This window comes from Hymenobacter jejuensis, from assembly GCF_006337165.1.
Classification (GTDB): domain Bacteria; phylum Bacteroidota; class Bacteroidia; order Cytophagales; family Hymenobacteraceae; genus Hymenobacter; species Hymenobacter jejuensis.
Map to the genome: position 1 here is coordinate 1,322,049 of NZ_CP040896.1, position 26,314 is coordinate 1,348,362.

Sequence of the window (26,314 nt, forward strand, 5' to 3'; positions counted from 1 at the left end):
ATACTTTGTTTAGATTTGCTTTATCTACTTCTGCTTCACGTTTCGCTGTTTTCATGCTAAAACACTACCTGCTGGCTGCCGGCTTTGCGCTGTCGGTCACTGCCCCAGGAGTCGCTCAGACGACCAATTCCGGCACCGACAAATTCAAGCAGCTCGAAACCGAGCTTCCCACTCCCAACACCTACCGGACGGCTTCCGGCGCACCGGGCCACGATTATTGGCAGCAGCGCGCCGACTACAACATCCGCGTCAAGCTCGACGACGACAAGCAAGCCATCACGGGTTCGGAGGACATTACCTACACCAATCTTTCGCCCGACGTGCTCACCTACTTGTGGGTGCAGCTCGACCAGAACATTCTGGACAAAAACTCCATCACGACCGCTACGCAAGTGGGCCAGGTGCAGGAAAAAATGACTTTTCCGGCGATGGAGTACCTGATGAACTCCGATTTTGACGGCGGCTTCAAGATTGAGTCGGTGAAGATGAAAGGCGGCAAAGACCTGCCCCACGTCATCAACCACACCATGATGCGCATTGACCTGCCGACGCCTCTGCGGCCCAAGCAGAACGTAACGTTCAGTATATCATGGCGTTACAACATCAACGATCAGCTTAAGATCAACGAGCGCTCGGGCTACGAATTTTTCCCGGAGGATAAGAATTACCTCTACGAAATCGCGCAGTTTTACCCGCGCATGGCCGTGTACAGCGATTTCCAGGGATGGCAGCACAAGCAATTCTTGGGCAACGGTGAATTCGCGCTGCCTTTCGGCGATTACAAAGTCAGCATCACTGCCCCCGCCGACCACGTGGTAGGCGCTACCGGCACGCTGCAAAACCCCGATCAGGTGCTTTCGGCTGCTCAGCGCAAGCGTTTGGCCTCGGCCGAAAATGCTTCTAAACCTGTGCTCATCGTGACCCAGCAGGAAGCCGAGCGCGCCGAGCAAGGCAGCAAAGCCAAGAGCACCAAAACCTGGATGTTCGCCGCTAAAAACGTGCGCGACTTCGCGTGGTGCAGCTCGCGCAAATTCATATGGGATGCCATGCAGATCAAGGAGCAGGGCAAGCCGGTGATGTGCATGTCGTACTACCCGAAAGAGGGCAACCCGCTGTGGGGCAAGTACTCAACGGAAGTAGTAGCGCACACCATCAAGACGTATTCGAAATTCACCATCCCCTATCAATACCCCGTGGCCATTTCGGTGCACGGGCCGGTGGGCGGCATGGAGTACCCGATGATCTGCTTCAACGGCGGTCGTCCGGAGAAAGACGGCACCTACACCGCCGACCGCAAATACGGCATGATCTCGGTGATCATTCACGAAGTGGGCCACAACTTCTTCCCCATGATCGTGAACTCCGACGAGCGCCAGTGGACGTGGATGGACGAAGGCCTGAACACCTTTGTGCAGTACCTCACGGAGCAGGAGTGGGAGCGCGATTACCCCTCGCGTCGCGGTGAGCCCAAGAACATTGTGGACTACATGCGTACCGACAAGAGCCTGCAAACGCCGATCATGACCAACTCGGAATCGGTGCTGCAATTCGGCAACAACGCGTACGCCAAGCCGGCTACAGCCCTCAACATTCTGCGCGAGACCGTAATGGGCCGTCAGCTGTTCGATTATGCCTTTAAGGAGTACGCTACGCGTTGGGCGTACAAGCACCCCACGCCAGCCGACTTTTTCCGCACGATGGAAGACGCTTCGGGCGTCGACCTCGACTGGTTCTGGCGCGGCTGGTTCTACACCACCGACCACACCGACCTGAGCATCGAAGGCGTGAAGTGGTACACCGTCGATTCGAAGAACCCCGAAGTCGAGAACGCCAAGAAGCGCGAGCTAATCAACGCCGCGCCCAAGACGATTTCGCAACAGCGTAATCTCCAAGACATTAAGAAAACGCTGGTGGATGTGAAGCCCGACCTCAAAGACTTCTACAACAACTACGACCCCACGGCTACCACCGACGCCGACCGGGCTCGTTACCAGAAATACTACAGCGGCCTCACGCCAGCGCAACAGCAGCGCCTGAACGCCGGCGTGCATTTCTACGAAGTAGAGTTGAAGAACAACGGTGGCCTCGTAATGCCCGTGATCGTGCAGATGACCTACGAAGACGGCAAGCAGGAAGTAGTAAACATTCCGGCCGAAATCTGGCGCAAAAACAACGAGCACGTAACCAAGGTGTTCGTGACTGAGAAGCCTGTTGTGGCCTTCTCTCTCGACCCGTACCTGCAAACTGCCGACACGGACCTCTCCAACAACAGCTATCCGCAGAAGGCGGCGCCGTCGCGCTTCGAGCTGTTTCAGCAACAGCAACAAGCTCCGCTCAACCCCATGCAGCAGCAAAGCGCCTTGCAGCAGAAAGAGCAGAAGCCGCTTAACAATACAACGGGCGGCGGATCTAACTAGCTAACCATCAAACACATACAAAAAAGCCAGACAACGCTACTTGTCTGGCTTTTTTGTTGAAAACAATCTAGTATTCGGTCCTTCTAAGAGACTACCGGCAAAGCATCTAATCTTCCACCTGCGTGGCAAATCGTTCGATTTCTCTTTCTGCATCGGTAGGATGAAACTGGAGAATGTGCCGAATGGCGGCCCGTTTCCAGTCTTCCAACACGAGTGCATCGACGCGGCGCTCGGTTACGCGGTCGGGGTTGTCAGCCAGCCATTGTTCGACGAATGCCCGTAGCTTTTGTTCTTGGTGATCCATAGGTAAGGGTCAGGTAAGAGTGAGAAACGTCGGCACGTAGCGCCGTACCAATGCGCTGAATTTACGAGGATAGTCGATGCGCTGTTGCTCCTCCGTAGGCGCCCAACCTCATTTTTGAGTAAGTTAAGGCCATCTTCCACCTGTTTGCTTTTGCTTGACACCCATGGGACTACTCGACGGCCTTCTCGGCAACGCTTCTGAAAGCGACGCCCAATCCATCCAACAGGAGCTAGCGCAACTGCTCAGCTCCGGCGAACAGGTACAGAAAGCCTACGCCATCATCCGCGACCTGATTATTTTCACCAACAAGCGCCTGATTCTGGCTGATAAGCAAGGGGTTACGGGCAAGAAAGTCGAGTACCTGAGCGTGCCTTATCGCAGCATCGAACGCTTTTCGATGGAAACTACCGGGCATTTCGACATCGAATCGGAGCTTAAAATCTGGATTCGCGGACAAGCCGAACCGCTCTCCAAAACCTTCCGCGACGACAAAAGCATCCACGACGTGTACCGCGCCTTGGGTGAGTACGCGCTGTAGAGCCTAATTGCCCCTTTACGCTAACTGCTTGTCATCCTGGGCTTTGTGAAGGATGACAAGCAGTTAGAGAAGAGCAGAAAAACAGACCCGGAAGATTCTGTACCGGACAGAATTATTGGCCATAGCTCACGCGCCGCACAATGCGCTGCTCGCCGTGCGTGATTGCAAGCAAATACAGGCCGGGGCTTACGTTGCGGGCCACTGGCTGGGTAAAGACTTGTTTGCCAGCGGTTTGCCGCGTAGCAGGCAAAAGAGTAGCTACAAATTGCCCCGTAATGGTATACAGGGAAATCTCAACGGTTTCGGGCTTTTCGAGCTGATACTCAACGGATAACTGGTCGCGAACGGGGTTGGGAAACACGTTGGTAGTCGTACGGGCTTGGGCGCTCTTCGAGCCCGTGACGGTGGCTTGCAGGCCAAATTCGATGTCGTCGATGCTGCAATAGTTGCCGGCGTTGCCCTCCGACAGCAGTCCGATTTCGCATTGCCCGTTGGTTACTTGGATGCCCGTAATCTGAATTTGGGTCCAAGTGGCAGTGACGGGCAGGGCTACGGCTTTCTCGGCGCCGCCAAAGTCACTGGCGTAGAGCTGGCACGTCTTCTGGCCGCCGCCATTTTGCACCCAGGCTTTCAGGGTGTAAGTGCCGTTGGCAAGCCCAGTGCGTAACTGATAAGTACTTACCTGATAAGCAGTTGCCTTATAGTGTGTGAGACGATAGGTACCGGTATGCCCGCCGCCTTCGGTTTTATCAGCATCCGAATCGGTAGTGGCACGCGTGGCCCAGCCGGTGGGCGTTTGCAAAGCGATGCCGTCGTATTCGAAGCCCGGATTAGTAGCCAAGTTGGGATCGGGCGTAGTACTCGGCGGGTTTTCCAGGAAAGCATCCAAGGCGATGGTAGGACGGCCATTGGTATTCCAAGCGCCCAGGCTGTAATTCTGCCAATTGTAAGCCTCTGGCTCCCAATAAAATACACCTAATCCTTTCGCATTCGAAACAGCCCGCGTCTTCTTGAGCAAGTCAGTTAGCATGTCCTGCGTAGCCTGCGGCGCGGAATATTGCATGCCCACTTCGCAGATCAGCACTTCCTTGCCGTAGCGCGTCACCATGTCGTTGAGGTTGGCCGCGATTTGGCTGTTGAGCGTGGGCCAGTTGGCCGCCGTGGGATAGTGCGACATGCCGATCACGTCGTACTTGGCATTGTTATTCTTCAGACCATCGAACATATACCGAAACAGCCCGTTGTCGAACCCGTTGGAAATGTGCACGATAACTTTAGTTGTGCTGCTGACGGCCTTCACCGCATCGTAGCCGCTGCTCACCAGGGCCGCAAAATTGGCCATGTTGGTCGAAGCGCGGCCTTCGGGCCAGAGCATACCGTCGTTGGTTTCGTTGCCGACCTGCACCCAGTCCGGCGTGATGCCGTTGGTTTTCAGCGCTGTAAGCACATCCGCCGTGTGATCGTACACAGCGGTTTTCAACTGCGCAAAAGTGAAATTCTGCCAGGCGGCCGGTTTGGTCTGCTTGCCAGGATCGGCCCACGAATCGCTGTAATGAAAGTCGATCATGAGTCGGAAGCCAAGATTTTTGGCCCGAATAGCTTTAGCCACCACATCGTTTTTGCTACACCAGCCGTCGGCGGGATTTACCCACACCCGCAACCGTATCGCGTTGATGCCGTGGTCTTTCAGAATTTGAAAGCAATCCTGCTGCACGCCGTTGGCGTCGTAGAACTTGTAGCCGGCGGCTTCCATCTGCGTGATCCAGCTTACATCGGCGCCCTTGGCAAAGACGGGCGCGACCTGTGCCGAAGCTGCGAACGCCCAATTCAGCGACAGCATAAGCATCATCAGCAAGCGGGGCAGACATTTTACTGGCATTTTCATAGAAATGAAGCGGTAAACGGGCCACAAAGTTATTGGCTTTCCGGTGCTGTACGGGCTTATTTACACGGGCAAAACACATTTTGCTGACCTCAACTTGCCGCCCAAAGAAAGAGCCCGACGATCAGGTCGGGCTCTTTCAATTTGCTAGCAACGTGGGTTATTGCCCGCCGGCCGTAGCCGCACCTTTCGGCATCAGGTACTTGTTATACCAAGCCAAATACCGTTGGTAGCGGTCTTTCACGTAGCTGGGCTTGCTGATGCCGTGAAACTGTCCCGGATAGATAATCAGCTCTGTATCAATATTTAAGCTTTTCAGCGCCTGATACATCTGCTCGGTGTTGAGCAGCGGCACGTTGAAATCCTTTTCACCACACAGAAACAGCGTGGGCGTGCTGATCTGGCCGGCGTGGAAGAACGGGTACGACACGCGCATCCAGACGTCGGGCTTCTCCCAAGGGCGGCCCAGTTCGGTTTCGTAGTCGCGCACGTACTGGTCGGTGCCGTAGCCGGCGAACACATTGCCAATGCCCGCACCGCTGCACGCTGCTTTGAAGCGCTTGTCGCGGGAGATAACCTGGTCCGTCATGATGCCGCCGTAGCTCCAACCGCCCACACCTAGCTTGTCGGGGTCGGCAATGCCTTGCTGCACCGCGTAATCGACTACGGAGAGCACGTCTTCGGTGTCTTTGTTGCCCCAATCAGCGAAAATGGCTTTCGTGTAGTCGCCGCCGCGGCCCGAGCTGCCGCGCGGGTTCGACACAACTACCGCGTATCCATTGGCGGCAAAGTACTGCCACTCGTAAGCGAAGCCATACCCGAACTGCGACACCGGCCCGCCGTGAATCCGCAGGATGGTCGGGTATTTTTTACCCTTCTGATAATCAACGGGTTTGATAATGAAACCGCTGACCAACGTCCCATCTTTGCTTTTGCCCTGAATGGGTTCTACCGCGCCGAATTTCACCTGACCCAGCCAAGCGTCATTCTGCTTCGACAGTGGCCGCAGCGTAGCTTTCTTTTCCAAGGCAAACACTTCGTCGGGCTGTTGGGGCTCGCTGTTGACCACCACGATTTTGCCTTTAGGGCCCATTTCGTACTCCGAAATTTCGCGCGGACCGGCCACAACGCGCTCCACTTTGCCACCCGAGGCAGAAACCTTGGCCAGATGCTGGGCCCGGTCGTCTTCTAAGAGAAAGTAAAGGCTTTTGCCATCAGCCGACCACTGCGGATCGGAAGTGTTGCGGTCGAGGCTGGCTATCAGCTGCTTAGGCGTTCCGCCACTTACGGGCATCACCACCAGCTGGTGCACCGAATACCACATCAATTCTCTGGGTCCGCCCTGCTCGAAAGCAATGGACTTGCCGTCGGGGCTCCAGGCCGGGCGGCTGCGGTAGCTGGGGTCGCTATCGGGCAGCTCGCTGGTAGTAAGCTGGCGGGCTTTGGCGCCGGATTGGGCGTCGATCAGGTAGAGGTCGTAGTTATAATGCCGGTCGGGGTCGTCGCCACGCTTGCTGCTGAATACCAGCTGCTTGCTATCGGGCGACCACGAAGGCAGATGCTCGTCGTAGTTGCCGGGTGTGAGGTTGGTCAGCTTACGCGAAGCCACGTCGAACACGTACAGGTGCTGACGCTGCTTGTTGAGGTAGCCATCGACATCCTGCTTGAATTGGAAGCGGTTGATGACGATGGGCGGCGCGGTTTTTTTCTTCGCTTTCTGGGCCTGCGTCAGCGAATCGGGGTCGGCATCGCGGATGATCATGGCGATGCGCTTGCCGTCGGGCGCCCACACGTAGTCCGAAATGCTGCCTTTGAGTTTGGTTACTTTTTCGGCTTCACCGCCGGCCCGGTTTAGGAGCCAGAGCTGCGCCTGTCCGTCTTCGGCGCTTTCGCCCCGGCTCGACACAAAGCTCAGGTACTTGCCATCGGGACTAAAGCGCGGCTTCGATTCGCTGTCTTTGCTGGTGGTAATGCGCAGATTCTGAGAACCATCCCATTTTGCCATCCAGATGTCGGCGTTGCGCTTATCGGCCGCCGTATCGGCCATCGCGACGGTGTAGGCCACCCAATTGCCATCGGGCGAAATCTGAGCGTCGCTCACGTCGCGCATCTGCGCCAGATCGCTTAGCTGCAAGGGGCGCTTCGCCGGAGCTTGAGCCAGTGCGGCGGGCGCCAGCAATGCCAGCCCAGCCACCAGGGTAATCGTTTTTTTCATGAAATCACATTTGCAAGTCAATCAGCCTCTTACACAGCAGCTATCCAGTAGCTGGGCCTCAAATTAGCGCCTTTTGTACAAATAAGCCCCACAATATTTCTATTGTGGGGCTTGCTCGGCTTATCCTTTGGCAGTCGACTCTAAGCGCCGAAGCCACAACTCAGCGCTCTACCGCGGCCTCCTGAATGGCCGGGGGCGTAGGAATATACTCGGCAGTTGCCGTTTTGTGTTCGGCGGCTTTTTTGCCTTTGTCGTCCTTCACATCCTTGCGGCTAAACGGCCTGATAATCAGGCGCAAGGCTTGATCGGAGCTGAAGTAGCTGAAGGCCCAATCGACGAAGGCCACCACTTTATTGCGGAAGCCGACCAACGTCATCAGGTGCACAAATAGCCACGTAAACCAGCCGAAAATCCCGTTGAAATGCACGTCTTTGGGCAAATCCACTACGGCCTTGTTACGGCTCACAATGGCCATTACGCCCTTGTTTTTGTATTTGAAGGGAACCGGCGCCTGGCCTTGCAGAATGCGTTGCAGATTTTCGGCCAGCAAATCGGCCTGCTGCTGAGCCACAGGGGCCAGCATGGGCAGGCCTTTGGGCATGTCTTCGGTTACCATGTTGGCCACGTCGCCGATGGCAAAGACGTTGTCGAAGCCTTGCACTTGGCTCCACAGATTCACGTTGATGCGCTTGTTGCGCGTCACGGCCTGCTCCGGTATACCTTCAACGGCGGCCCCGTTTACACCTGCGGCCCACACCAGGTTTTCCGTCGGAATGTATTCTGTATCAGAAAAATAGGCCCGGCAGTCTTCAAACTTCTTGATGGAAGTATTCAGCCGTACCCGCACGCCCAGCTCGTCGAGGTAGCGCTTGGCATCGTCCTGCGATTTCTTCGACATGGGGCCCAGCAGCGCCGGGCCGGCTTCTACCAAGAAGATCTGCATGTTCTGCATATCTAATTCGGGGTAGTCTTTGGGCAGTACGTGCTTACGCATTTCGGCCAACGAGCCGCTGATTTCCACGCCCGTAGGCCCGCCCCCAACCACTACGATGTTGAGCAGCGCCTGGCGCTCCTGCGGGTTTTCGGTGAGCAGCGCTTTTTCGAAATTCTGGAAGATGAAGCTCCTCAGGTTCAAGGCGTTCGGGATGCTCTTGATCTGCATGCCGTTCTTCTCGATGCTCTCGATACCGAAGAAATTGGTCAGCGAGCCCGTAGCCAGCACCAGATAATCGTAGCGAATATCGCCCACACTGGTCACGACTGTATTACGCTGTGTATCAACGCGTTGCACATCGCCCATGCGGTAGAAGAAATTCTCCTGCCCCGCAAAGATTTTGCGAATGGGATAGGCGATGCTGTCGGCTTCCAGTGCGCCGGTAGCTACTTGATAGAGAAGGGGTTGAAAGTTATGATAGTTGTTGCGGTCGATGACCACCACTTGCACGGGCGCGTTGCGCAGCTCTTTGGCCAGGCGCAGTCCACCGAAGCCACACCCCACAATCACGACGCGCGGGTGCGCTGAAACCGGTAAGTTCGTATCCATAGAAAGTCAGAAACAGGTCGTTGTACCTGTGCCTTTACAGTAAAACCGGTTTCGCGGTTGTCTGTTCAGATGTCGGCTGCTTTTTATAAGGCCTTAGTGTTCAGGTGAGAAGCCGCACTTGCGGTAGCAGCCGCAAAGCCCAAAGCAACGTCAGCATCACGGAGCCCAAGATCATGATAAACAGCCCATGACGACGGCTTTCGTGCGAATACTGCGGCACCCGCCGGCCGTCGGGCAAAAGCACGGTAGAGGCACGCAGCCCCCACCCGATCCCGATTCCGATAACCCCACCCAACAACGCCAGCGCATACCCCAGCGCCAAGTGCTTCGACGACGCATCGTGCGGGCGGGCGAGCTGCTGGGTGCGGTGTGCGCGCATGATTTCGGTTTCGCGCGCCGGCACGCCGCGCCCCCGCGTGCGGAGCAGCCGTCGTGCCCACACGTAGTCGTTGGGGCTCCATTCGTCGGGCCGCGCCAAAATGTCGAGCAACTCCTGATCTGTGAAGGTGTAGAGGTAATAGTCGGCCGGTGGGTCGGCGAGCGTAGCCTCGGCGTGCTCTTCCAGCAAAGCCCGAACGTGTGCCAAATCGGCGCGCCGCACCTGCACGCGCACTTCTTCCACTATCTCGCGCTGCATCAGCACGTTAGCAGGTACTAAGCGCGTGTTGTCGAGATGAAAAGGAATTCCGTACTCGGCGAGCACGGTCGTGATGTCCGCCGTTTGCTCCAGAGTTGGGAACGACTGAATTGTTACTAATTCGTCCATAAGGCTGAAAAGCAACAATCGCCTGCTATCCTTTGCAAAGCACTGGACAACCGACGATTGTGAAGTTATATCAGAAAACAGCTTACTCGCCTTCCTTCTTTTTGAGGTCGCCGTTTTTGATCTGGTTGATCAGTTGCAGCCAGCTGAAGGGGTTCAGGAGCGGGTTGTTGGAGTATTGCGACGGACCGAGGCCCATGCGGCGGTTTTGCTCGTTTTGCTGAGTTTGCATGGTCTGGCGGTAATTGCCCATGCTCGTGACCGGCGTGTTGTTGAAGATGCGCCGCATAATCTGCTCGTTGAGGTTTTCGGCCGCCCGGGAGCCGCGCTCGGTAGGCAGGCGCAACGCCAGAAAGGCTTCTTTAAAGGCTTTTTCGGTAGCGTAGGGGAAAATGCGCACTTCGGGCAGCACCGTAGCATCTTCTTTGAGCTGCACAATTACGGAGTAGCTCTGGCGCGGGTAGTCGGGCGGGATTACCACCCACTGGTTGCGGTAGCCCAACGACCGAATCACGATGCTGTCGCCGGCCAAGACGGGTAAGGAAAAGTAGCCGTATGCGTTGGTGGCGGTACCGCGGCCCGCATTGGGTACAAACACGCCCGCGCCGGGTACGCCCAACAAGCTATCGCCAGTGGCCACGATGCCGGTAAACTGCACGACGCGCCGCTGGCCCTGTGCCCGCGCCGTGGTGGGGGCCAGCGTAAGCAGCGTCGTTACCGCAAAAAGCAGCGCCGCCAGAAAGAAACGAAATGGAACAATACCAGACATATAGGGCATTATAGACTACAAGTATACGGCGCTTTCGGAGGTCGCTGCCCGCTTTCAGCTAAATTTGTTCCGACCGTGGCCAGACTTCTTTTACCCTCATCAGACAAAAGATGCGCCTAAAACACTTCAACGTTGCATTCGGGACGCAACTCTTTAAGGCGCTCGGCGACGAAAGCCGCGTGCGCATCCTGCATTTGATCTGGCGCAACCAAGAAATGTGCATCTCCGACCTCGAGCAGGTGCTGGACTTCACCCAGACCAAAACGTCGCGGCAATTATTGGTGCTGAAAAATGCGGGTTTGGTGAATTTCCGGCGTCTCGACAATTGGATCTTCTACTACCTAAAGGATGAAGTCTTGGACTTGGTTCAGCAACAGCTCGCCTTCCTAGAGCGCGACCCGCAGCTACTCCACGATCAGGAGGTGTACCAAACGCTCTGGTCGAATCGCGAGTTGGCAGCGTATAAGCTCCAAACCCGCCGTTGGACGGGCGAATAGCAATTCTATAACTATTTTATTATCAATGGTTTACAACCATCATATTTTTGTCTGCACCAATCAGAAAGACGAGATTGGAAAGGCCGTTGCCAAAGCCCTCAAAATCGAAGTCAAAAAGCACGGCCTCAAAAGCTTGCTGATCGGCGGGACGAAGCACAAAAACCGCGTGCAAACCTGCAACTGCCTCGACGCGTGTAAGCAGTGCAAAAAAGGGCCCGGCGCGGCGGTGGTCATTTATCCCGAAGGCGTTTTTTACGGCAACGTCAGACCCAAAGACGCCGCCGACATTGTGCGCGAACACCTGGCCGCGGGCCGTGTTATTACCAGACTTCTGATTGATTAAGCTTTTTCCTGTGTCTATTTCTCGCCCTGCCAAGCTGTACCGCCACCTCTTTTTCGACCTCGACCACACGCTCTGGGATTTCGAGAAAAACGCCGATGAGACCCTGCGTACGCTGTTTGAGCACCACAACTTGGCCCGCTACGGCACCTTCACCGTCGATCAATTTATCGCGGTGTACAGCGACATAAACCACGCGCTGTGGCGGCTTTATCAAAACAATAAAATCACGCAGCAGCAGCTCCGCAGCACCCGCTTCGTCCGGACGCTCACCAAGTTGGGCTTGGCGGAAGCCGACGTGCCCGCCGATATTTCGGAGCAGTTCACCGACATTTTGCCGCAGAAATCGGCGGTGTTTCCGTTCACGTACGATGTGCTTGATTACCTGAAAGATAAGTACACACTGCACTTGATCACGAACGGCTTTAGGGATATGCAATCCATCAAATTGGCCTCGTCGCAGCTCACCGAATATTTTCAGGAAGTGGTCACATCGGAATGCAGTGGGTTTCTGAAACCCGATGCGCGCATGTTTCAGCACGCGCTGGAACGCACCGGCGCCACCGCTGCCGAGAGCCTGATGATCGGTGATAACTTAGAATGCGACGTGTTGGGCGCTTATAATGCCGGCATCGATCAGGTGTATTTCAACCCCGAAAAGCGCCGTCACTTTAACGAAGTAACCTACGAAATCAGCTGTTTGAGCGAGCTGAAGGAGATTTTGTAGGGTTTTGGGCGTGGCTAAGATTCCCTTGAAGGTCTGGAACCGCATTGTTATGCTGCATGAACCCATTGCGGCTGAGGTACCCCTCGAAGACCTACGCTATCGGCGTTGGATAGCTATTCTTGCTTATCGTGAATGCACTAAGTATTGCATTTGGGATGCTACTTATGATGCCAATCTCTTACAAATACACGAAGCGTTTGGCGATGAAGATTATGCCCTAGTGAAAGAGTCTAGATGCAATGTTCATAGTGAAGATGAGCTTTATGAACGACTAGCTGGGATGGGGATTGATCCTACTCTCTTCAATGCCCCGTGGCATGTGGATCACCCTGCTCTCTGAGGTTGACCATGCGTTTTCGTCCAAACGCCTACCCGCCTATTCTTTTACCTTTGCTTCCCCTTCTGTTGACACCCAATCACTGTAATTATAAACGAAGCTATGTCCAACGGCTTTTTCAACGTTCCCACCCCGATCAACGAGCCCGTTAAAAGTTACGCACCTGGCTCGAAAGAGCGCGACGAGTTGCAGCAGATGCTCAGAGAGCTAAAGCAGCAGCAAGTCGACGTGCCGATGTATATCGGCGGCCAGGAAGTGCGTACCGGTAACACCCAAACCATTTCACCGCCCCACGACCACCAGTATGTGCTGGGCCATTTTCACGAAGGCGACGCTTCGCATGTCACGCAAGCCATTGAGGCGGCACTTGCCGCCCGCGAGCAGTGGGCTTCGTTGCCCTGGCAACAACGCGCTTCTATTTTCCTGAAAGCCGCCGAGTTGCTGGCTGGCCCTTACCGCGCCCGTCTGAATGCGGCCACCATGCTGGGCCAGAGCAAAAACGCTTACCAAGCCGAAATCGACGCGGCGTGCGAGCTGATTGACTTCTTCCGCTTCAACGTTCACTACATGCAGGAGCTCTACAAGCAGCAGCCGCAGTCGGCGCCGGGCATGTGGAACTACTTGGAGCACAGACCTTTAGAAGGATTTGTATTTGCACTTACACCCTTCAACTTTACGTCCATCGCCGGCAACCTGCCCACGTCGGTAGCCATGATGGGCAATGTGGTAGTGTGGAAACCAGCTTACGCCCAGATCTACTCGGCCCATGTCCTGATGGAGCTGTTTCAGGAAGCCGGCGTGCCGGATGGCGTTATTAACCTCGTGTATGCCGATGGCCCCGTGGCGGGCGAGGTGATTTTCAATCACCGCGACTTTGCCGGCATTCATTTCACGGGCTCTACGGGCGTGTTCCAGAACATCTGGAAAACCATTGGCCAGAACATCCACAAGTACAAGTCGTACCCGCGCATCGTAGGCGAAACGGGCGGCAAAGACTTCATCATCGCCCACTCTTCAGCCAACGCCAAGCAAGTAGCCACGGCCATCACGCGCGGCGCTTTCGAATACCAAGGCCAGAAATGCTCGGCGGCTTCGCGCGTGTACATTCCTTCTAACCTATATGAAGAAGTAAAAGGCTACGTGCAGGAGGATTTGAAGTCCTTTAAAATGGGCGACGTGGAAGATTTCAGCAACTTCATCAACGCTGTCATCACGGAAACGTCCTTCGATAAGCTGGCCAAATACATTGATGGCGCAAAGGCTGATCCGGACGCAGAAATCATTGCGGGCGGCAACTACGACAAGTCAAAAGGCTATTTCATCGAGCCGACCGTTATCGTTGCCAAAGACCCGAAGTACGTGACCATGTGCGAGGAACTGTTTGGCCCCGTCCTGACCATGCACGTGTACGAAGCCGACCAGTTTGAAGAAACGCTGGCACTGGTCGATTCGACTTCGCCTTATGCCCTCACCGGCGCTGTATTCTCCCGCGATCGTTATGCCATTGATTTGGCTGCCAAGCGCTTAACGAATGCCGCTGGCAACTTCTACATCAACGACAAGCCAACCGGTGCCGTAGTTGGCCAGCAGCCATTCGGCGGTGCCCGCGCCAGCGGCACCAACGACAAAGCCGGCTCGTTGCTAAACCTACTCCGCTGGGTGTCGCCGCGCGCTATCAAGGAAACCTTCGTACCGCCCGTTGACTACCGCTATCCTTTCATGGGCGTAGAAACCGGCGAAGACCTCAACGCTACTGGTCAAGGCGGATTTTAAGCCCTAACTAGCCCAGCAACAAAAAGCCGCTTCAGAAGTCTGAAGCGGCTTTTTGTTGGTATTGCGAATAGACAGGGTAAAGAAGAATGCTGCTCCTCAAATACTAAAAAGTCGTGAAGCTTACCGACGAAATAGCCACGAATTCAGTTATTGGATCAGGTTAGTCTGACCTTTGTTCCCAACTCCCTAGACCCTACCTTTGCCCTCTGTGTCATTTTCTGTCGACATCTAACCGCTGAAAATCATGTTCCTTGCTGTAACGACCAATTACCAGCCGGTTGATTATCTGCCCATTCTGGTGCAATTCGGCCTGGCCATAGCTTTTGTGGCGTTTTCCATGATTACTTCTCACCTCATTGGGCCGAAGCGTTCGAGCAAGGTGAAAGACGAATCCTTTGAGTGCGGCATCGAATCGGTGGGCAACGCCCGGACGCCGATTTCGGTGAAATATTTCCTCACCGCCATCCTGTTTGTACTCTTCGACGTGGAGGTAATCTTTATGTATCCGTGGGCCGTCAATTTCCGCCAACTGGGCACCGAAGGCTTCATCCAGATGATCATCTTCATGGCTTTGCTGATGGCAGGCTTTTTCTACGTCATCAAAAAGGGCATTTTGAAATGGACTGGCACGCACGCCTAACCCAATTAGCGGCAAACTTTTAAGCCCAAGCTGGTGTTCGATTGAAGGGGTTTCCCCGCTTCAAACAGACTTTTCTCATGAGCGATATTCGTGTTCCTGAAATAAAAATGGTGGAGGCGCCGGAAGGCGTTGAAGGCGCTGGCTTCTTCGCCACTTCCATGGAGAAAGTAGTGGGCATGGCCCGCGCTAACTCGCTGTGGCCCTTGCCTTTCGCTACTTCGTGCTGTGGTATTGAATTTATGGCGACTATGGGCTCGCACTACGACATTTCGCGCTTCGGCTCGGAGCGCCCGTCGTTCTCGCCCCGCCAAGCCGACTTGTTGATGGTAATGGGCACCATTGCCAAGAAAATGGCCCCCATCGTGAAGCAAGTATATGAGCAAATGGCAGAGCCCCGCTGGGTATTGGCTATGGGCGCTTGCGCTTGTTCGGGTGGCATTTTCGACTCGTATTCGGTGCTACAAGGCATCGACCGCATCATTCCGGTTGATGTGTACGTGCCCGGCTGCCCGCCCCGCCCCGAGCAGGTGCTCGATGGCCTGATGCGCGTGCAGGACTTGGCCCGCAACGAGTCTATCCGCCGGCGCAACCAACCTGAGTATCAGGCGTTACTGGCTTCTTATAATATCAAATAACAGCTAACTCATAAGCACTTAGTAATCAAGTGCTTATGAGTTTTCATTTTGCTAACAGCTTATCCAATGGCTGAAAACACCGAAGAATCTGCTGCGCAACAAGCCGCTTTGCCCGTCGAAGACCCGAACAAGTTGACCAATGCCCGGGTGCTGGCCAACTTGCGTCGCATGTTTGGCGAGGACGCGTTCACTGATGTGGACGAGCCCTACGGCTTGCTAACGGCTACTACGACGCGCGAACGGATTCACGAGATCATTCAGAAGCTGCACCAAGACGAGGAAATGCTGTTTCAGTTCCTGACTACGATGTGCGGAATTCACTATCCCGACCACGAAGGCAAGGAACTGGGCATGATTTACCAGTTGCACAGCTTGGTGCACAACGTACGGTTGCGGTTGAAGATTTTCTTTCCGATTGCCGACCCGGTAGTGCCTACACTCACGGATGTATATGCCACTGCTAACTGGATGGAGCGCGAAGCCTATGATTTCTACGGTGTTATCTTCCAGGGCCATCCTAACCTCATCCGCATCCTGAATGTTGAGGATATGGACTACCACCCCATGCGCAAAGAATACGCGCTGGAGGACGGCACCCGCGAAGACAAAACGGATTTGTTCTTCGGACGCTAATTCTTACTAGTCGGCGCGCTTATTCATAACGCGCACATTGACAAGCACTTATGCCTGACGCTCTAGAAGGAACGCATAAAATCATAAAAGAAGCGCGTGAGCAGCAGCACAACCAGCTGGTGCCCACCGTCAACGACTTTAATCAGGAGTTGACCACGCTGAACTTAGGTCCGACTCACCCTGCTACGCACGGCATTTTCCAGAACATCTTGCAGATGGATGGGGAACGCATTGTGTCGGGTGTGCCGACCATTGGCTATATCCACCGGGCTTTTGAGAAGATCGCCGAACGCCGGCCGTTCTATCAGATTACGCCCCTCACCGACCGCATGAACTACTGTTCGTCGCCCATCAACAACATGGGCTGGCACATGACGGTAGAAAAGCTGCTCGGCATCACGGTTCCGAAGCGCGCGCAGTACATGCGCGTGATCATGATGGAGCTGGCCCGCATCACCGACCACCTGATCTGTAACTCGATTTTGGGCGTGGATACGGGTGCCTTCACCGGCTTCCTGTACGTGTTTCAGGAGCGCGAAAAGGTCTACGAGATTTACGAAGAGGTTTGCGGTGCTCGCCTCACCACCAATATGGGCCGTGTGGGTGGCATGGAGCGTGATTTCACGCCCGTAGCCCTAGAAAAACTGCGCAAATGGCTGAAGGAGTTTCCGGCCGTGATGCGCGAGTTTGAATCGATGTTCACGCGCAACCGCATCTTCATGGACCGCACGGTTAACGTGGGTCCGATTACGGCGGAGAAAGCCTTGAACTACGGCTTCACTGGCCCGAATCTGCGCGCTGCCGGCGTCGATTACGACGTGCGGGTCATGAACCCTTATTCGTCTTACGAAGACTTTGACTTTGAAATTCCGGTAGGCACCAACGGCGACACTTACGACCGCTTCCTGGTACGCAACGAGGAGATTTGGCAGAGCTTGCGCATTATCCATCAAGCACTTGATAACCTGCCCGAAGGCCCGTTCCATGCCGATGCGCCGCACTACTACCTGCCACCCAAGCAGGCCGTGTACAAAAACATGGAGGCCTTGATCTATCACTTCAAGATCATCATGGGTGAGATTGAAGCCCCTGTTGGTGAAGTGTATCACTCCGTGGAAGGAGGCAACGGGGAGTTGGGTTTCTACCTGGTTTCGGATGGCGGCCGCACGCCGTATCGCCTGCACTTCCGCCGTCCTTGCTTCATTTACTACCAGGCTTACCCCGAAATGGTCGTTGGTTCGTCGCTTTCCGATGCTATCGTGACGCTCAGCTCGATGAACGTAATTGCGGGCGAGCTCGACGCGTAGTTTTTTGCTGAATTTGATTGATATGGAATCTACGACTGCGCCCACAAAGCTTGCCTTCTCTGCTGCTGCTCGGGCCGAAATTGCGCGTTTGCTCACGCACTATCCCGAAGACCGTAAAAAATCGGCTTTGTTGCCGATTCTACACATCGCACAAGCGGAGTTTGGCGGCTGGGTAAGCCCAGAAGTACAGGACTTAGTGGCCGAAGTACTTGATATTAAGCCGATTGAGGTATACGAGGTGTCGACGTTCTACACCATGTTCAATCTCAAGCCGGTAGGCAAGCACGTACTGGAAATCTGCCGTACGGGTCCTTGCATGCTGCGCGGCTCCGATGAGCTGACCCAGCACCTGGAGCGTATTACGGGAGCGAAAGTGGGTGGCGGGCCTTCCGAAGATGGCTTATTTACCTTGAAAGAAGTAGAATGCCTCGCGGCCTGCGGCTTTGCCCCAATCGTGCAGGTACGCGAGAAATATTACGAGCAGCTAGACACGCCTGAAAACGTGGAAGCGATGCTCAACGAGCTGCGCAACATGATTCACCGTCCGCTGTTGCCTTGGGAGCAAACGGGCCTGAAGCACAGCCAGCAATAATCTGAAGCCAATACTGTCATGGGCCGCAAACTACTGACCGAACATATTAACGTTGAAGGCATTGACACCTTTGAGGTATACCGCAAACACGGCGGGTACCGCTCGGTGGAGAAAGCCCTGAAGACGATGACGCCCGACGAGGTGGTGGAAGAAGTGAAAAAGTCGGGCCTCCGTGGCCGCGGCGGCGCTGGTTTCCCTACGGGCATGAAATGGAGCTTTCTGGCTAAGCCGGAAGGCGTGCCGCGCTACCTGGTGTGCAATGCCGACGAATCGGAGCCCGGTACCTTCAAAGACCGCCAGCTCATGTCGAAGCTGCCGCACCTGCTCATCGAGGGCATGATTACGAGCTCGTATGCGCTGGGCGCCAAGACCTCGTATATCTACATTCGCGGCGAGTTGTTGTACGTACTGCGGATTCTGGAAAAGGCTATTGCTGAGGCATATGCAGCCGGCTTTCTGGGCAAAAATATCCTCGGCTCGGGCTACGACCTGGATCTGCACGTGCACCCTGGTGGTGGTGCTTATATCTGCGGTGAAGAAACTGCGCTTTTGGAATCGCTGGAAGGCAAGCGCGGTAACCCACGTAACAAGCCGCCATTTCCGGCTGTGCAAGGCCTCTACGCCCGTCCTACGGTAGTTAACAACGTAGAATCGATTGCTGCTGTGCCCGTTATCGTGAATGACGGTGGCGACGAGTACGCGAAGATTGGCGTGGGCCGCAGCACCGGCACCAAGCTGATTTCGGCCTGTGGTCACCTGAACAAGCCGGGCATCTATGAAATCGAGTTGGGTGTGCCCGTTGAGGAATTCATCTACTCCGATGAGTACTGCGGTGGCATCTGGAAAGGCCGCGACCTGAAGGCAGTTGTAGCCGGTGGTTCTTCCGTACCGATTCTGCCCAAAGAGCTGATTTTAAAAACGGCGGCTGGCGAGCCACGCCTGATGACATACGAGTCGTTATCGGATGGCGGATTCGTAACGGGTACGATGCTAGGTTCGGGTGGCTTTATCGCCATGGATGAAACTACCTGCATCGTGCGCAACACCTGGAATTTCAGCCGCTTCTACCACCACGAGTCGTGCGGACAGTGCTCGCCGTGCCGTGAAGGAACGGGCTGGCTAGAAAAGGTCTTGCACCGCTTAGAATTCGGTCACGGCCACATGCAGGACATCGATCTGCTGGTAAGCGTAGCCAAGCAAATCGAAGGCAATACCATCTGCCCACTTGGTGAGGCGGCCGCGTGGCCGGTAGCCGCCGCTGTTCGTCACTTCCGTGATGAGTTTGAGTGGCATGTGACCAATCCGCAGGAAGCTACGCGCCCCGGCGCCGTATTTCCCGGCAAAGCGGTGTTAGCATAATTAATTGATTAACAGACACTTATCTTTCTTTCCATAGAGAAAGGCTCTGATAATGGCGAAAATAACTTTTGATGGCATTGAGGTGGAAGTACCAGATGGTACCACCATTCTGAATGCAGCCCGCCAGATCGGCGGCGGCATTGTGCCCCCGGCCATGTGCTACTACACGCCCTTGAAGGGCTCGGGCGGCAAGTGCCGCGCTTGCTTGGTGCGCGTAGCCGCCGGTTCGGCCAAGGATCCGCGTCCGATGCCCAAGCTGGTGGCTTCCTGCGTAACGCCCGTACAAGACGGCATGATAGTGGAAAACACTATCTCTGAGCAGGTTATGAACGTGCGCAAAGGCATCGTGGAGATGTTGCTCATCAACCACCCGCTGGACTGCCCAGTGTGCGACCAGGCCGGCGAGTGCGATCTGCAAAACTTCGCGTTTGAGCACGGTGTATCCACGACGCGTTACGAGGAAGATCGCCGTACTTTCGAGAAAATCGACATCGGCCCGCTGATTCAGCTGCACATGACGCGCTGCATTCTGTGCTACCGTTGCGTGTACACCGCTGACCAGATTGCTGAAGGTGACCGCGTACACGGTGTACTAGGCCGCGGCGACGCTGCTGAAATCGGTACGTACATCGAGAACATCATCGACAACGACTTCTCCGGCAATGTCATCGACGTGTGCCCGGTAGGCGCCCTGACTGACAAAACATTTCGTTTTAAGCAACGCGTGTGGTTTACCAAACCCGTAGATGCTCATCGCGAATGCGAAAATCCCAAGTGCTGCGGCCGTGTGGTCTTGTGGTACAAAGGCAAAGATGTATTGCGCGTAACGGCTCGCAAAAACGTGTATGGCGAGGTAAAAGAGTGGATCTGTAACACCTGCCGCTTCGAGAAAAAGGAAACTGCTGATTGGGTATTGGAAGGACCCGCGCACATCGACCGCTCGTCGGTGATTTCAGCCAACCATTACGAACTGCCCGTAGTGAATCCGCAGGTCATTGCCGACCTGCCGGAAAGCACCATGCGCGATCTGGAACAAAACCCGCCTCTCAAATTAGGCTCATCCTAACCTGCTGATGGAAATTCCTGTACTGGGCTGGCAAGCCATTGTAATCTTGGTAGTGTTCGGCGTTTCGCTGCTGATTGCTACGTATTCGACTTATGCTGAGCGCGTTGTAGCGGCCTTTCTGCAAGACCGTGTGGGCCCAGACCGCGCTGGCCCTTACGGGTTGCTGCAGCCACTAGCCGATGCCGTGAAGATGTTCACCAAGGAAGAGTTCTTCCCTGGTGGCGCTAACCGCGCGCTATTCGTATTTGGGCCTTGTTTGGCGATGACTACGGCCTTGATGTCGTCGGCGGTAATTCCGTTTGGTAACATTCTGCAGTTTGGCTCCAATGTCTTCTTTCTGCAAGGGATTGAAGTGAATATCGGAATGCTATGGGTGTTCGGCGTGGTTTCGCTGGGCGTATACGGCATCATGATTGGCGGTTGGGCTTCCAACAACAAGTTCTCGCTGCTGGGCGCCATCCGCGCGGCTTCGCAAAACATCAGCTACGAACTGGCCATGGGCCTGTCGCTCATCGCCGTACTGATGATTAGCGGCACATTGTCGCTGCGCGAAATCACGCTGCAACAATCTGTGGCGGGCGAATGGCACTTCTGGAACATCGTGAAACAGCCGCTCGGCTTCATCATCTTCCTGGTTTGCGCTTTCGCCGAGACTAACCGCACGCCTTTCGACTTGCCGGAATGCGAAACGGAGTTGGTAGGTGGTTATCACACCGAATATAGCTCGATGAAGCTAGGCTTGTTCCTGTTTGCCGAGTACGTAAACATCTTCGTGGCCTCGGCCGTGATGAGCGTGATTTACTTCGGCGGCTTCAACTTCCCGTTTCAATACGAGTTGCGCGACTGGTTGGTAGCCCACCAGGACTGGAGCTTGCTCGCCGCTCAGAACCTGATTACTATCTTGGGCACGCTACTGCTGTTTGGCAAAATCTTCTTCTTCATTTTCTTCTTCATGTGGGTGCGCTGGACGCTACCCCGCTTCCGCTACGACCAACTGATGCGCCTGGGCTGGACCATTCTGATCCCGCTGTCCATGGTCAATATTCTCATCACCGGCGGCCTTATTCTGGCTGGCGTTATTAAATAACCCAATAACTGCTTAAAGCCACTTGCCTATCTTTGGCAAGTGAGTTAAGTGGTTGTGGTACAAGTAGTTCTTCTTTAAGACAGAACCATGCAATCTCTGAGCAATAGAGCTAAGAAAATGGAAAAGAAGCCGATGACGCTCGCTGAACGCGCGTATCTGCCGGCTATTTTTCAGGGCCTTAGCATTACCATGCGTCACTTCTTCATGAAGAAGGCGACCATCCGTTACCCCGAAGAAACCCGTCCCTTCTCCCCTATCTTCCGTGGCTTGCACGTACTCAAGCGCGACGAGCAAGGCCGGGAGCGCTGCACGGCTTGCGGGCTTTGCGCCGTAGCCTGCCCCGCCGAAGCCATCACGATGGTAGCCGGCGAGCGCAAGAAAGGCGAGGAAGGCCTGTACCGCGAAGAGAAATACGCGGTGAGCTACGAGATTAACATGCTGCGCTGCATCTTCTGCGGCCTGTGTGAAGAGGCTTGCCCCAAAGCGGCCGTCTACCTGCAGCCCGATAAGATGGCGCCGCCACGCTTCGAGCGCGATGAGTTCATCTACGGTAAGGACCGCCTTGTGGAGCCCGTTGACCCGGATGCCCGCTCGGGCCGCGGCATTCAGCTCACGCCGGAACAAGCCGAAGCGCTTCGCAATAAGATGAACCAGCAGCCGGTAGCGGCCCGCTAATTACTTCCTGTTCTTCATCAGCCCCACGGAATGTCCCCTCTCTTTTTCTTCCTGTCGTTTGTAGCGTTGCTCAGTGCGCTGGGTGTGGTATTGGCTAAGAACCCCGTACACAGTGTACTCTTTCTGATTCTCACATTCTTCTCATTATCAGGCCATTACCTAATTTTGAACGCGCAATTCCTGGCGGCAGTAAACATCATTGTGTACGCAGGTGCCATCATGGTCTTGTTCCTGTTCGTGATCATGTTCCTGAACCTGAACGCCGATACCGAGCCGCACAAATCGGCACTGTCGAAAGTAGCGGCTGCGGTGGCCGGAGGCTTGCTGCTGCTGGTGATGGTTGCGGCCATGCGCGACATTCAACCTACCGGCTACGATGCTGCCACTTTCAATTCGCAGATCGGCATGGTGGACAAGCTGGGCTTGGTGCTTTACCAGAAGTACTTGCTGCCCTTTGAGTTAGCCTCGGTGCTATTCCTGGCGGCTATGGTAGGCGCTGTGATGTTAGGCAAGCGGGAAATTGGCGAGCGCAATTTCTAAGACATCCCTTCTTTCTCAGGCTTTGAAAAGCGGCGACTAGTAGCAGTCGCCGCTTTTTTGTTTTTAACCGTTTTGCTCGTTTTTATTAAAGCGGCCCATCCTTGCCCAGATTCGGTTTCATACGCACAACATTGCAAATCCTCGCCAGCGCCTACGGCTCATCCTGAGCATTCTTACCAACGCCCACCGCGACAGCGCTACCACGCCCGAGCTCGACGAAGCTGCTTTGTACCGAGTGGTAGTGGCCGAGGCTTTCAAAACTTACCTTACCCACAAGGTCGATCAGGTAAACCACGAAGGGTTTTATCGCGAGTACAAGGGCTTGTGCGCCGACATAGCGACTGTGGTTCAGGAAATAGATCCTGCCTACGCTTTCCCGCACGCTTTGGTGAGTACGCTGCTGGAAGCAGCGCGCAAACAGCTGTTTTTCTCTCAGCACCTGCCCTCCCTTACCGACGTCCCAACACCCGAATCGGCGGGCAAATACATCCTTGGGTTCTTGGAAAGCATTGCTTTTCCGGTTGTAGGCAACTAATCTAAGTTATCTACTGACTACAACCTTCTGCGGACAGGTCAACCATTTCGCTCAGAGGGTGCTATGCTGTGGAACGGGAGCTATTTTTCCAACAACTACAAGCTCGGCCTAAGCTTTCAGTACCCGTTGCTTCTGCGCCAGGAACGCAGCAAGCTCCAGCTCAACCAGCTCAAGCGCCGCGAAGCCGAGTATGGTCTGCAGCAGGATACCCGCGACGTGCAAACAGCCGTTCGCAGCATCGCAAACGAATGGGAAGCTCTGCACGGGCAGCTTAGGGTGCAAGAACAGGTAGTGCGCAACGCCCAAACCCTGCGCAACGGCGAGCAAATCCGCTTCGAGAACGGCGAAAGCTCGGTGTTCTTGATCAATGCGCGGGAAGCTTCGCTGGTGAGCGCTCAAGTGAAGCTGGCGGAGCTGCAAGCCAAATACGCCCAGACGCAAGCGACACTGCGCTGGGCAGCAGGCGGTAGTATCGAGTGAGATTAAGTTAAAACCTCACTCACTCGAACGTCATGCTGAGGTTGGCGAAGCATCTTGCGGGCCACGCTAACTCATTGATTACTGCGGCGGGCGAGATCCTTCGCGTTGCTCAGGCTGACAAACGTGAAAAGCGGAACCTGACTGCTTCGGGTGCCGCTTTCTGTATTATTGAGTAATATGCCCAAGCTATCGATGCATGGGAAACGCCTAACATGCAACGGCCCCATAAACCCTAAGCGCATGCGTAAGAAAGCCTATTTTAGATTGAAAAGCCTGTTAGTAGCAGCGTTCACGATCGTTTCTTTTTCGGTTGAAGCGCAGCAAAAAGCAGTAGAACGCGACACTTCTTTTACGGTGCATAGCGCTTACGTAAAAGCCAAAAAACAATATCCTGCTGTCAGCATTGCCACGCCTAAAATACCGGCTGGCGTTGCTTCGAAAAGGGATCTCACGTATTGCACCGTCGGCGACCGAAACTTGAAGCTCGATATCTTCTATCCCACAGCTAAGCGGAAAGCTAAGTACCCAGCTGTGCTGCTTATTCACGGTGGTGGCTGGCGCTCCGGCGACCGCTCCCACCACATTCCGATGGCGCAGCAGTTGGCTGGGAAAGGCTACGTGACCGTTACGGCAGAATACCGACTTTCCACGGAAGCCATTTACCCAGCGGCCGTCAATGACCTGAAGGCTGCCGTTCGTTGGATGCGCGCGAATGCGAACGCGTATGCTATTGACACGACTAAAATCGCGGTCTGGGGATTTTCGGCTGGCGGGCAACTGGCCGCACTTATGGGCTCCACCAACGGCGACAAGCGCTACGAAGTAAATACCTGTAACAGAGGCGTTTCTAGCAATGTTCAGGCGGTAGTGGATGTAGATGGCATTTTGGCTTTCATCCATCCAGAGTCGGGCGAAGGCGACGACAGCAAATCGACTTCGGCCGCGACATACTGGTTCGGGGCTCCTAAAAGTCAGAAGCCGGAGTTGTGGCAAGAAGCTTCAGCACTAAATCACGTCAGCGGGAAAATGCCGCCTATCCTGTTCATCAATAGCTCCGTGGACAGAATGCACGCGGGAAGAACAGACTTTATCAACAAGCTCAACGAATTAAAAATTTACAACGAGGTCCACGCCATCCCGGATACGCCGCACACTTTCCCGCTTTTTAATCCCTGGTTTGAGCCTACCCTCAACTACACGGCTGCTTTTTTGAGCAAGGTTTTAAACGGTAAATAAATAGACAGAATGAACGTGTACCCATACCACTGGGTAATGACGCAAAACAGGCCGCAGATATATCCGCGGCCTGTTTTGCGTCGACTCAATTACTAAACGTCTTCAGCCACCTTCTTACTGCGTAGCCTTTCCACAACCACAAGCCCGTTAGCACCACCAGCGGCAGCAGGACAAACTTAGTGGCAAAAGCGGCTTCCGGCTTCGAGGCTACTGGCCCGTAGATGTAGCCCACAATCGGGATACTGGCCAGCACATGAAACCAGCGAATGACTTTCCTTTCGGTGGCAGGCTTCATGATTTAAGTACAAGTCATTGATTAACAAAAAATTACACAGCTTGATTCACAGAAGGCTCTTCGGTGGACGCCTGCCGGCGCATCCAGGGCGGGCCACAGCTGGCGCGCATCTTCTGCCGGAATTTCTCCTGTTCTTCGGGCGTCATGGCCGCCATGCGAGTTTCCATCTTCTGGCGCCATTCGCGTTGGTGTTGGTTCCAGCGAGCCCGGCCCCAGCGATGCTGCCCGGGTCCGCCGCGAAAACCACCCAGCAACAGGCGCGAAAGAGCCAGCAGCCCAATGGCTTGGGCAAAATTAAGCACCGGTCCGTGGAAGATGTTGGGAACGAGCCAGTTCCAGAGGTACATGGTGATAAAGCCCGCAGCAGTGATAAACAAGGCTGCAAAAAGCAAAAAGCGCAGGCCGCGAAGCAGCCAAAATTTGCGGTTCATATGGGTGGGGAGATTAATCAGTGAATAAATCCGTGTAAAGCGCATGGAGCCGTTGGCGCAGGTGCTGCACCGCGTAATGCTTGCGCGAAATCAAGGTTTTAAGCGGCACGCCGGTTTCTTCGGCCAGCTCCTTAAAACTTTTGCCCTCCAGCTCGTGCCACACAAACACGTCGCGCTGGTTTTTGGGCAGCTCCTCCAAGGCATCGGCGAGGGCCTCCATCAACGTCTCGCGCAGCAGTCGGTTTTCGGGAGCGTCGTCTTGGGCGGGCAGCACATCGGCGAGCAGCAAAGCGCCTTCCTCGTTGTCGTTGTAGTTGAAGGCTTCGGCTTCGAGCGAAGTAGTTTTCTTGCGGCGGTAGAGGTCGGTGATGCGGTTGCGGGCCACGCGGAAAAGCCAGGAGGCCACTTTTTCCACGGGCTTGAGCAGGCGGTAACTTTCCACCAGCTCTCCAAATACATCCTGCAGAATGTCTTCGGCGTCGGCTTCGTCGGGCACGCGGCGGCGGATAAACGCCAGCAAGCGACCGCGTTGCTCGCGCACGGCCTCCTGTATCTGACGGTCTTGTCCAGTCATGTTGGCCGCGGCTAATCCGGTTAAGGCTATAGGTTCCATCTGGTTAAGCAGACGAACTTCGTTTCAAAATACTTTATGCCGCCCAGATATTTATCAACGCCTCGTCTGTAGCGCCTCCGTGCGC

The 26,314-nt window shown here is 54.9% G+C and carries 28 protein-coding genes; 19 read left to right on the forward strand and 9 right to left on the reverse strand.

Features of this window, described 5'->3' with window-relative positions:
* The first annotated feature begins 53 nt into the window (after nt 1-53).
* On the forward strand, nt 54-2,417 hold the full coding sequence (locus FHG12_RS05245) for a M1 family metallopeptidase (protein ID WP_139514728.1): 2,364 nt from the start codon (nt 54-56) through the stop codon (nt 2,415-2,417).
* Nucleotides 2,418-2,523: 106 nt separating this feature from the next.
* Here FHG12_RS05245 and FHG12_RS05250 read toward each other — a convergent pair whose 3' ends face one another.
* The gene (locus FHG12_RS05250) at nt 2,524-2,721 is read right to left on the reverse strand and encodes a hypothetical protein (protein WP_139514729.1); all 198 of its coding nucleotides are present in this window, start codon (nt 2,719-2,721) and stop codon (nt 2,524-2,526) included.
* Between the two features lie 163 nt (nt 2,722-2,884).
* On the opposite strand from FHG12_RS05250, the gene FHG12_RS05255 reads away from it, so the two are divergent.
* Nucleotides 2,885-3,259, forward strand: a complete 375-nt coding sequence (locus tag FHG12_RS05255; RefSeq protein WP_139514730.1) for a PH domain-containing protein — start codon at nt 2,885-2,887, stop codon at nt 3,257-3,259.
* Nucleotides 3,260-3,371: 112 nt separating this feature from the next.
* Here the strand turns inward: FHG12_RS05255 and FHG12_RS05260 are convergent, their stop codons facing one another.
* From FHG12_RS05260 to FHG12_RS05280, 5 genes are all read right to left on the reverse strand, one after another.
* Entirely contained in the window at nt 3,372-5,138 is a 1,767-nt protein-coding gene (locus FHG12_RS05260) for a glycosyl hydrolase 53 family protein (protein ID WP_230471300.1), read from the reverse strand.
* Nucleotides 5,139-5,301: 163 nt separating this feature from the next.
* Nucleotides 5,302-7,356 (reverse strand): S9 family peptidase, encoded by a 2,055-nt coding sequence (locus FHG12_RS05265; RefSeq protein ID WP_139514732.1) that lies wholly within the window; start codon nt 7,354-7,356, stop codon nt 5,302-5,304.
* 160 nt (nt 7,357-7,516) lie between these two features.
* Entirely contained in the window at nt 7,517-8,899 is a 1,383-nt protein-coding gene (locus FHG12_RS05270) for an NAD(P)/FAD-dependent oxidoreductase (protein WP_139514733.1), read from the reverse strand.
* A 100-nt stretch (nt 8,900-8,999) separates the two neighbouring features.
* Complete coding sequence (locus FHG12_RS05275) at nt 9,000-9,665, reverse strand: hypothetical protein (RefSeq protein WP_139514734.1); 666 nt, start codon at nt 9,663-9,665, stop codon at nt 9,000-9,002.
* A gap of 82 nt (nt 9,666-9,747) precedes the next feature.
* Nucleotides 9,748-10,431, reverse strand: a complete 684-nt coding sequence (locus FHG12_RS05280) for a carboxypeptidase-like regulatory domain-containing protein (RefSeq protein WP_165699311.1) — start codon at nt 10,429-10,431, stop codon at nt 9,748-9,750.
* A 110-nt stretch (nt 10,432-10,541) separates the two neighbouring features.
* Between FHG12_RS05280 and FHG12_RS05285 the strand changes: the two genes are divergently transcribed.
* From FHG12_RS05285 to FHG12_RS05365, 17 genes are all read left to right on the forward strand, one after another.
* Nucleotides 10,542-10,928, forward strand: a complete 387-nt coding sequence (locus FHG12_RS05285; protein ID WP_139514736.1) for an ArsR/SmtB family transcription factor — start codon at nt 10,542-10,544, stop codon at nt 10,926-10,928.
* A 25-nt stretch (nt 10,929-10,953) separates the two neighbouring features.
* Complete coding sequence (locus tag FHG12_RS05290) at nt 10,954-11,271, forward strand: (2Fe-2S) ferredoxin domain-containing protein (RefSeq protein WP_139514737.1); 318 nt, start codon at nt 10,954-10,956, stop codon at nt 11,269-11,271.
* Between the two features lie 10 nt (nt 11,272-11,281).
* On the forward strand, nt 11,282-11,995 hold the full coding sequence (locus tag FHG12_RS05295; RefSeq protein WP_230471301.1) for a YjjG family noncanonical pyrimidine nucleotidase: 714 nt from the start codon (nt 11,282-11,284) through the stop codon (nt 11,993-11,995).
* Nucleotides 11,996-12,434: 439 nt separating this feature from the next.
* Nucleotides 12,435-14,105 (forward strand): L-glutamate gamma-semialdehyde dehydrogenase, encoded by a 1,671-nt coding sequence (gene pruA / locus FHG12_RS05300; RefSeq protein WP_139514738.1) that lies wholly within the window; start codon nt 12,435-12,437, stop codon nt 14,103-14,105.
* A 244-nt stretch (nt 14,106-14,349) separates the two neighbouring features.
* Complete coding sequence (locus FHG12_RS05305) at nt 14,350-14,745, forward strand: NADH-quinone oxidoreductase subunit A (RefSeq protein WP_139514739.1); 396 nt, start codon at nt 14,350-14,352, stop codon at nt 14,743-14,745.
* Between the two features lie 77 nt (nt 14,746-14,822).
* Nucleotides 14,823-15,380, forward strand: coding sequence for an NADH-quinone oxidoreductase subunit B (locus FHG12_RS05310; protein ID WP_316247983.1), 558 nt, complete (start codon nt 14,823-14,825; stop codon nt 15,378-15,380).
* A 66-nt stretch (nt 15,381-15,446) separates the two neighbouring features.
* Nucleotides 15,447-16,013, forward strand: coding sequence for an NADH-quinone oxidoreductase subunit C (locus tag FHG12_RS05315; RefSeq protein ID WP_139514740.1), 567 nt, complete (start codon nt 15,447-15,449; stop codon nt 16,011-16,013).
* A 50-nt stretch (nt 16,014-16,063) separates the two neighbouring features.
* Nucleotides 16,064-17,320, forward strand: coding sequence for an NADH dehydrogenase (quinone) subunit D (nuoD, locus tag FHG12_RS05320; protein ID WP_139514741.1), 1,257 nt, complete (start codon nt 16,064-16,066; stop codon nt 17,318-17,320).
* Nucleotides 17,321-17,342: 22 nt separating this feature from the next.
* A complete protein-coding gene (locus tag FHG12_RS05325) occupies nt 17,343-17,912 on the forward strand; it encodes an NADH-quinone oxidoreductase subunit NuoE family protein (protein WP_139514742.1) in 570 nt (189 codons plus the stop codon).
* Nucleotides 17,913-17,930: 18 nt separating this feature from the next.
* Nucleotides 17,931-19,271, forward strand: a complete 1,341-nt coding sequence (gene nuoF / locus FHG12_RS05330; protein ID WP_139514743.1) for an NADH-quinone oxidoreductase subunit NuoF — start codon at nt 17,931-17,933, stop codon at nt 19,269-19,271.
* A 52-nt stretch (nt 19,272-19,323) separates the two neighbouring features.
* Entirely contained in the window at nt 19,324-20,337 is a 1,014-nt protein-coding gene (locus FHG12_RS05335) for a 2Fe-2S iron-sulfur cluster-binding protein (protein ID WP_139514744.1), read from the forward strand.
* Nucleotides 20,338-20,344: 7 nt separating this feature from the next.
* Complete coding sequence (gene nuoH, locus FHG12_RS05340; RefSeq protein ID WP_139514745.1) at nt 20,345-21,424, forward strand: NADH-quinone oxidoreductase subunit NuoH; 1,080 nt, start codon at nt 20,345-20,347, stop codon at nt 21,422-21,424.
* Nucleotides 21,425-21,556: 132 nt separating this feature from the next.
* Complete coding sequence (locus FHG12_RS05345) at nt 21,557-22,099, forward strand: NuoI/complex I 23 kDa subunit family protein (protein WP_222940380.1); 543 nt, start codon at nt 21,557-21,559, stop codon at nt 22,097-22,099.
* 30 nt (nt 22,100-22,129) lie between these two features.
* Nucleotides 22,130-22,639 carry an NADH-quinone oxidoreductase subunit J family protein gene (locus FHG12_RS05350; RefSeq protein ID WP_139514747.1) on the forward strand — a complete coding sequence of 170 codons (510 nt, stop codon included), beginning with the start codon at nt 22,130-22,132 and terminating at the stop codon, nt 22,637-22,639.
* 241 nt (nt 22,640-22,880) lie between these two features.
* Nucleotides 22,881-23,174, forward strand: coding sequence for a hypothetical protein (locus tag FHG12_RS05355; protein WP_139514748.1), 294 nt, complete (start codon nt 22,881-22,883; stop codon nt 23,172-23,174).
* Between the two features lie 63 nt (nt 23,175-23,237).
* Nucleotides 23,238-23,654, forward strand: a complete 417-nt coding sequence (locus tag FHG12_RS05360) for a TolC family protein (protein WP_139514749.1) — start codon at nt 23,238-23,240, stop codon at nt 23,652-23,654.
* 240 nt (nt 23,655-23,894) lie between these two features.
* Nucleotides 23,895-24,890, forward strand: a complete 996-nt coding sequence (locus FHG12_RS05365) for an alpha/beta hydrolase (RefSeq protein ID WP_139514750.1) — start codon at nt 23,895-23,897, stop codon at nt 24,888-24,890.
* An 85-nt stretch (nt 24,891-24,975) separates the two neighbouring features.
* Here FHG12_RS05365 and FHG12_RS05370 read toward each other — a convergent pair whose 3' ends face one another.
* From FHG12_RS05370 to FHG12_RS05380, 3 genes are read right to left on the reverse strand one after another with little or no spacing between them, the layout of a single operon-like run.
* On the reverse strand, nt 24,976-25,185 hold the full coding sequence (locus FHG12_RS05370; protein ID WP_139514751.1) for a hypothetical protein: 210 nt from the start codon (nt 25,183-25,185) through the stop codon (nt 24,976-24,978).
* Nucleotides 25,186-25,217: 32 nt separating this feature from the next.
* On the reverse strand, nt 25,218-25,616 hold the full coding sequence (locus tag FHG12_RS05375) for a hypothetical protein (protein WP_139514752.1): 399 nt from the start codon (nt 25,614-25,616) through the stop codon (nt 25,218-25,220).
* Between the two features lie 13 nt (nt 25,617-25,629).
* Nucleotides 25,630-26,190, reverse strand: coding sequence for an RNA polymerase sigma factor (locus FHG12_RS05380; protein ID WP_230471303.1), 561 nt, complete (start codon nt 26,188-26,190; stop codon nt 25,630-25,632).
* Between the last annotated feature and the right edge of the window lie 124 nt (nt 26,191-26,314).